At 61.1% G+C, this 6,877-nt stretch carries 8 protein-coding genes; all 8 read right to left on the bottom strand.

Annotated elements, in window-relative coordinates; translation table 11 throughout:
- Window positions 1–115: 115 nt before the first annotated feature.
- Entirely contained in the window at window positions 116–1,138 is a 1,023-nt protein-coding gene (locus O4H53_RS25535; RefSeq protein ID WP_074647065.1) for an AAA family ATPase, read from the bottom strand.
- A 231-nt stretch (window positions 1,139–1,369) separates the two neighbouring features.
- Window positions 1,370–1,969, bottom strand: a complete 600-nt coding sequence (locus O4H53_RS25540) for a rhomboid family intramembrane serine protease (RefSeq protein WP_269367727.1) — start codon at window positions 1,967–1,969, stop codon at window positions 1,370–1,372.
- Window positions 1,970–2,099: 130 nt separating this feature from the next.
- The gene (locus O4H53_RS25545) at window positions 2,100–2,636 is read right to left on the bottom strand and encodes a hypothetical protein (protein WP_236549672.1); all 537 of its coding nucleotides are present in this window, start codon (window positions 2,634–2,636) and stop codon (window positions 2,100–2,102) included.
- A gap of 156 nt (window positions 2,637–2,792) precedes the next feature.
- On the bottom strand, window positions 2,793–3,521 hold the full coding sequence (locus O4H53_RS25550; protein ID WP_269367728.1) for a DUF736 family protein: 729 nt from the start codon (window positions 3,519–3,521) through the stop codon (window positions 2,793–2,795).
- Between the two features lie 124 nt (window positions 3,522–3,645).
- On the bottom strand, window positions 3,646–3,948 hold the full coding sequence (locus tag O4H53_RS25555; protein ID WP_269367729.1) for a hypothetical protein: 303 nt from the start codon (window positions 3,946–3,948) through the stop codon (window positions 3,646–3,648).
- A gap of 100 nt (window positions 3,949–4,048) precedes the next feature.
- The gene (locus O4H53_RS25560; RefSeq protein ID WP_269367730.1) at window positions 4,049–4,510 is read right to left on the bottom strand and encodes a DUF6915 family protein; all 462 of its coding nucleotides are present in this window, start codon (window positions 4,508–4,510) and stop codon (window positions 4,049–4,051) included.
- A 1-nt stretch (window position 4,511) separates the two neighbouring features.
- Window positions 4,512–4,898 carry a DUF6878 family protein gene (locus O4H53_RS25565; protein WP_269367731.1) on the bottom strand — a complete coding sequence of 129 codons (387 nt, stop codon included), beginning with the start codon at window positions 4,896–4,898 and terminating at the stop codon, window positions 4,512–4,514.
- 123 nt (window positions 4,899–5,021) lie between these two features.
- A partial coding sequence (locus O4H53_RS25570; RefSeq protein WP_269367732.1) for a strawberry notch C-terminal domain-containing protein occupies window positions 5,022–6,877 on the bottom strand: 1,856 nt, incomplete at its 5' end.

The following is a 6,877-nucleotide window of genomic DNA, read 5'->3' on the forward strand; positions in this document are numbered from 1 at the left end:
TAGGCGTGAGAATTCTCGTCCAAAGCGCTCAGCCTGAACCGTGTGACCACCTGCGGCACCCCGCGGACGGGGCATTTTGGGTGGAGAACCTTTGATACGCTGTGTCGGCCGCTCTCTAATCGGAAGGGGGAGGATCGGTCGCTCGGTCATGGGAATCACTTTCTGGTGCTCGGCCGGAATGGTTGTGCCAGGCACGTATTCGATCGTTGATCAATGTTCTCAATGTTATGCGTCCCTGCGCAAGAGCCCAGCGACGATGTAAATCATGGAAAAAGGTCTCGGCTTCCGAAAAGCTGAGCGGCGCTACCGCCTCTCTGAGACGCTTCGGCGTATATCCGGCCGGACCATCGAATTCCCGAAGCCGCTCAGCAAAATAGGTCGTCATGTGCTCATCATCTGGGCGATCAAGCGTCAGACGGATTTCGAACCTGCGCCAAGTCGCGCGATCCAGTAGCTCGGGATGGTTGGTGGCTCCAACCAGAACGCAGTAGGATGGGAGATCGTCAAGCTGCAGCAACAGCGAAGTGACCAGTCTCTTTATTTCACCGGTTTCGTGCAAGTCGCCTCGTTCTTTGCCGATCGCGTCAAACTCGTCAAAGAATAGGACGCAGGGTTCGGTTCGGACATAGTCGAAAAGCCTCCGGAGTCTTTGAGCGGTTTCACCGAGGTAGCTGGTGATGACCGCGTCATATCGAACGACGAACAATGGCAAGGCAAGCTCAGAAGCTATGGCCTCCGCCAACGACGTTTTGCCGTTGCCGGGCGGACCAACAAGCAGCAGCCGATGCCGGGGTTCAAATCCATGTGCCCTTAGTACATCAGCGCGCGCCTGCTCTTCGATCAGTTCAAGGCACGCATTTCGGTTTGCTTGGGTCAGATAGAGCTGAGACAACGCTCGCTCTGGATGGCGGCGATCAATTCCGCCCGAGCCATCTCGAACTCTTGGGCTGCCGTTGGCCGGGCGTCCAGGAATGTTGGAGACAGGCGCAGCAGAAACCGCTTTGGCAATACGATCAGCGACGCCAGTGTGTTTCTTCGCGCGCTCCTCAGCCGCAATGGCTTCGGCGGTAACCCGGACGGCATCCTGGTTACCGGAAACTCCGGCCTTTACAAGTTCGACGATCAGCTCGCTGCGCACAAATTTCTCCAGTCCGGTCCTCGACCGATTTCGTACTTTTATGACGGATTCAAGAGATTGTCACCCGATTACGCATTTTTCTTTCCGCAAGGCTCTTGCCTACGCGAGGCATCCTTCTTGGGCAATGCCGCGTCCACATCATCGTTGAGAGTATAAACGACCGTTTCGCCGGAGCCTCACCGTAGCGCGCCGGTAGTTCATTAGTGGCCGCTCAATGCCTAGCGTACGGCTTCAGTCCAGATCGACGCCGCCGAGGCGCGGCGCATGTACATGCGTTCGGATTAGGAACGCAGCGCCCGCGCCCGCGATGGCGCCGAAGAGATGCGCCTCCCAGGAGACGCCGGATTGGCCCGGAAGAACGCCCCAGAGAATGGAGCTATAGAGGACACCGACCACCAGTGCCGCGCCCAGGGTGATCAGCGAGCGATCCAAAAGACCGCGCGCGACGAGGAAGCCAAACCAGCCGAAGACCAGCCCCGACGCACCGATATGGATCGCCGAGCCGCCGAACAGCCACACGAGTCCGCCGCCGAAGCCGATCACCACGGCGTTCACCGGCAGCAAGGCCCGCGTGGTCGTGGCCACCAGCAGCCCACCCATCACCAGCAGCGGCGGCGTATTGGCCATCAGGTGACCGAAGCTTCCATGCAGGAGGGGCATGGCGATGACACCATCCAATCCGCTTACGTGCCGGGGGATCAGGCCGAAGGCCGGGTTCAAGCAGTAGCCGGTGATCCAATTGACGACTTGGACCGCCCAGAGCAGTGCGACAAAAGCGGCAAGCGCCGCGGCGCGCTGGAAGAAGGCGCGCATGTGATCCCGGTTCATCATGTTGGCGACAGTAGACGTCACCACAGCACCTGCAACGGCTTTCGCGCGCTGCACAGGATGCCACCTCCAGGAAAGGGGGTTTGAGGCGGCCAACCTCGGTACGGCTCAAGCCAAGAGAATGGCTCGGATCTTACACGGTGTTCCCCGGGCGAAAGGGCTGCGGTTCACGCTCGGGACGCTTCAGGGCTTCGGCGTATTTGCGCGCATTGTCATCGATCGTGTTGTGCCAAAGCTTCGAGACGAAGGCCCGGGCGTCTTGGACCGTCATGTCTTTCAGCGAAGAGGACAGCGCCATGAAAAGCTCATCCTCGCTAATCGCAGCGGCGCGGTGCATGGCATCCGCGTAAAATGACGGGTCGTTGAGAACCTGCTCGCGCAGCGGCATCCGCGCGAGGTTCTCCTCCGGGATCGCCATGAAGATCGTGTCCTGAACTTCGGTCAGATACGCACGCCGCGATGTGGACACCGGCTTTCCCGCCGCCTTGGCCTCCAGAAATGCCTGCCTTGTCCTGTCGAGCTTTGCCCTTGCATGGATCATGATGACATCACGCTTGCGGTCAAGCAGCGCAAATCCGGTGCAACGCTCGATATGAGCAAGAAGCTCTGCAACCTCTGCTTCTACATCAAAGCTCTCGAACCACGGAGCTTTTCCCAGTCTCGCCACCATGCGCCTACCTTCGTCCATTCGATAATATATTATCGTATATCATATTCAGCAGATCGCAAGCAGATGGCGCCCGTCATGCAGCCAAACATGGAAAAAGGGGAACCGTGATCCCACGGCTCCCCTTTGGGTTCAGATCGTCTCGCCCTCGCGTGCCAATTAGGCGACCAACGACAGCCCCGTGCCTGCGTCCTGCGGCTGCTCACCGCTGTCGATGAACGGGATGATGGAGAAGGCCTGCCCGCCGCGCTGCTCTTCGTTCTGCACGGCGTTCACGCGCAGGTCGCCATCGGGCGTGTTGATCAGCAGCGACAGGTAATCATTGCCCGTGCGGCTGCTTTTCGCCATCCACGCCGAGCCGACGCGGATCGGTGTGCCCCGGGGAGAGCTGACCTCGATCCGGTAATCGGGGTGGGTTTCCTCGGATTTGTAGCTGTTCTCGATCAGCATGAACTCCAGATCGAACATCATGTTGGCGATGTAGCCGGTGAAGGCGTTGTCGGCGTCCATGGCGGTGAGCTCCCCCGAGATCGAGCCGGATTTCATCAGGCCGTTCGAGACCAGAGGGATGATCTCGAATTCGCCGCTTTGGGCCGCGCGCGCCTCTTTCGTCTGCACCGCGTTGACCCGGAAGGGGCCCAAGCCGACATCGATCTGCATCGAGATGTAGGGGTTGCCGCTGGTGTTGCCGGTCTCGTTCCAGGCCGTGCCGATGCGCACCTTGCGGCCTGATTTGTTGACCGCCGTCACGTCAAAATCCGGGCTGCGTTCGGACATCTTGGCCCGTGCCTCCAACTGGATGGCGATGTCGAAACGCGTCGAATGGATCATGCCGGAATACTGAGCGGCTGTGGTCTCGACATTGCGGGTGAGGGTTCCTGCGAACATGGGATGGTTCCTTTTGGATTGGCCGGTGTCTGACGTCCTTGCCAGCGCATCCGGGATTGCTTTCTCGACCCCTTGAGGGATCACAAATCAGAAAGCTTGCTTTCCTTTCAGCCCCGCCCAAGGGTCAGAGCTGCCGTCCGAGTGAGCATGCCCCCGCGCCTCCGGGTGCTACGCCCCTCCCCTGCCCGTCTGGTTTAGATTGGCTGCCAGGATTTTCCGCGCTGTCCTTCGATCGCGCGATAAAGAACTCCGCCTCTTTTCCGTTCAACCTTTGCCCGCCCCGGTCGGTCAGGCCGATGCAGCTACCATTCGGCACATAGGTGATCAGGTACTGACCGAGCCTGTCCTTGCGGACAATGTAGCCGGTATTGGCCCAATGCACGGTCTGCTCGGCATCGACGGCCGCCTTGATGTCTTCGAGTGTCATGCGAACCTCCTCAAGAAGAATGATGGGGAAACGACGCAAGAAGCCCGGTCGTCCAACCGGGCTTCCATGCAGCATTTGTTTGGCCAACGGCCGAGAGCTGTCAGGCACTTTGCATGGCTTGGATCGCGCGCGCCGTCATCCAATCCTTCAGGCCAAGAACCGTTCTGCCGGCGGCGACCTCGGAGGCCCAGGCAACCCTTGGGTCGCCGCAGGGCCCATCGCCGGCATGCCGGTCGATATGGCCATTGGCCATCCATGGCTCGGGCTGTATCCGTCGCAGCCAGTCCGCCATGCTCGGGATACGGCCCTGACAGTCTTCGCGGACATGCTGCTCGCCGATCCAGCGCACGGGGATGTCGCGGCCCGCACTATTGGTCAGTGTCAGGCCAAAAACCCGTTCGGCCTCAAACAGGCCTTGCGCATGGTGACGCATGGCGCGGTGCGTGAAGAGCGCGAGGTGCTCTTTCGAGGCATCGAACCAATCGTGCACAGACTGATAGTCAGACGGCACCCCGCCGAATTTCCGGGCAGAGCTTTCAGCATGATGAAGCGGATGGGCCATCTCAAAGACCCTCTACATAGCTGTGCGAGCATTCGACATAGCGGTCCGCGTGATCTAGCGTGATGCTGTCTGCTGCAATGTCCCAGGTCAGCGTGCCGTAGCCGCCCTCATTGTTCTCGAACCCCGGGTGATGGTGATAGGCGAGCGACCAGGCGAAATCGCCCACCTCTGTGGCAAGCGGCTCCGGCAGTTCGACCTCTGCAGGCTGCGCCGTCACATCCTCGACATTGCCGGAGTCGCCATAGCCCTCGTATTCGGCAGTGACCTCGCTGATGCCAAGCGCACGTAGTTGCGCGAGCAGCTCGACTCTGGATGCCTTCAAGGTGGTTTCGCGCTCTGCACGCCACTGAGCCGCCATTGCGGCATAATCGATCTGGGGATTGGTCATGGGTCTGTCCTCTTATCTGAAATTTGGGGGGGCCGGGCGTGGCATTGGTCAGCGCGCACCCGGAAAGCGCAGACCGGCCAAACCCCGATCCGCGACGTCCGACCGAAAGCCCGCTTTGACTTTTCAGGCGGCTTGTTCTGCCGCTCTAGCGGCTCGCTGCCCCACGATCCGGGCCAGAATGCTTCCCGTGTCGATCCCGTCCCCATGCGGCAGGAACACCCTCAGCTGAAAGGCGATGATCTCGGTGAAGCAGCCGAGGGCCTTGAGGCCCTCGATCATCCCCCGATCCGCACCAGAGAGCTCGAGACGCATTTCGCCTGCGACGCGGCGACGGGTCAGGGTGAGACCCCGGCCCAGATCGACCGGCGCGGTGGTGCCCAATGCGGCGGTCAGCATCTCTTGCGGTGTTTGCGGGTTGGAGACGAGGAAGCGGGCGCGCAGTGCGGCCGCACCTTCCTCGCTCAGCGTGCGCCCGATCATGCTGGTTCCGCCGTCGGGCGTGACCCGGTAGATGCGCTCATTGGTGGTCGGAATGTCCTTCCAGATCGGCAGCAGCAGCCCAGTTAGCAGGTAGAGCTTGGTCGTGGTGGTTTTTGGCAGAGACGCAGCCTCGGCATCCCAAAGCCGCGCAAACTCAGGCTTGCCGATCTCTTCCCAGGCAGAGGCTTCAAATCGCGTCTCTTCGAGATAGCTGGAACCGTTTGGCCTCACCGCCTTGCGCATTAGCGTCACGATATCCTCGTCATACATCTGCATGGGGCGGGCCGAAATGAGTGCCGCGCGGCCGGAGGCGCGATTCACCATCGTGGTCTTGTCCAGATTGCGCGACATGGCCTCTTCCGCGCCCAGGATATGGACCGGGTCCGTCACCTCGAGCCCGACGATCCGCGTCACGGCGCCAGATTTCGGGCAGGTCCAGAGGTCTTCGGTGGAGACCTGTTCGATCTTCTCGCCGCGCAGGGTTTCCACGCCGAGATCGAGCGTGCCCGCCGCGCGCGCCCGTTCAGTCTGATCGGCAATCCGGCGCATGAACTCGGCAAAGAGCGCGTTCTGCATGTGGATGGGCAGGGCCAGAACCCGGTTCAGAAACCGCTGGATCGGCGGCAACTCCTCGAGCAGCACCCCGTCCTTGTCGACCAGCCGCAGGGCGGTCCAGTCGGTGAAGCTCTCGTAGCTCATCGCCTCAGCGCGCCCTGCGGCAAGATCGGCGAAATACCCACGCAGTGCCGCCCGCGCGATCGGGCTTTCGAGATTGTCCCCCTCGCGGAACATGCCCTGCGAGCCGGTCTCGCGCTGGCCCTTGGTCAGGGCCCCCAGCTGGTCGAGGCGTTTGGCGATCGTCGAGGTGAAACGCTTCTCGCCATGCACATCCGAGGTGCAGACCCGGAAGAAGGGCGCACTGACCTGGGCAGAGCGATGCGTGCGGCCCAGCCCCTGAATGGCCGCATCCGCGCGCCAACCGGGCTCCAGCAGGTAGTGCCGCCGCCGTTTCTGGTTCTTCGCCGTTTGGGCCGCATGGTAAGATCGGCCCGTGCCACCTGCATCGGAGAAGATCAGAACATCCTTCTCGCCGTCCATGAAGGCTTGGGTCTCGGATGAATTGCTGCTGGCGCTGCGCTTCTCGATGAAGAGGTGGCCATCGTCCGCCTTCAGAGGTCGGATCGACCGGCCCGTTACTTCGGCCACGGCCTCGTCGCCAAAGGCCCAGAGGATCTGATCGAGCGCCGAGGGGATCGGGGCGAGCGTCATCAACTCCATCATGGCCGCATCGCGCAGGGCGAGCGCCTCGCGCGAGACAACGAGCGCGCCAGTTTCATCGCGCAAAGGTTCTGCCACCATATTGCCGTCGATCTCGACCAGCTTTTGCGCATGGATCGGGAAGGCCTGTTCGAGGTAGCCCAGCACGTAATATGCCGCGTCACCGTTATGCGGAGTTCGGGATTTCAACCTGTTGTTCTGCTGATTCATTTTCGGGTTTC

The sequence above is a fragment of the Sulfitobacter sp. G21635-S1 genome (assembly GCF_027213915.1).
GTDB lineage: Bacteria > Pseudomonadota > Alphaproteobacteria > Rhodobacterales > Rhodobacteraceae > Sulfitobacter.

What these genes read in the sequence shown, in the direction of transcription:
- O4H53_RS25540 (WP_269367727.1), bottom strand. Translation starts at nt 1,969, where the DNA reads ATGATGAACCGGGATCACATGCGCGCCTTCTTCCAGCGCGCCGCGGCG.
- O4H53_RS25565 (WP_269367731.1), bottom strand. Translation starts at nt 4,898, where the DNA reads ATGACCAATCCCCAGATCGATTATGCCGCAATGGCGGCTCAGTGGCGT.
- O4H53_RS25545 (WP_236549672.1), bottom strand. Translation starts at nt 2,636, where the DNA reads ATGGTGGCGAGACTGGGAAAAGCTCCGTGGTTCGAGAGCTTTGATGTA.
- O4H53_RS25560 (WP_269367730.1), bottom strand. Translation starts at nt 4,510, where the DNA reads ATGGCCCATCCGCTTCATCATGCTGAAAGCTCTGCCCGGAAATTCGGC.
- O4H53_RS25550 (WP_269367728.1), bottom strand. Translation starts at nt 3,521, where the DNA reads ATGTTCGCAGGAACCCTCACCCGCAATGTCGAGACCACAGCCGCTCAG.
- O4H53_RS25555 (WP_269367729.1), bottom strand. Translation starts at nt 3,948, where the DNA reads ATGACACTCGAAGACATCAAGGCGGCCGTCGATGCCGAGCAGACCGTG.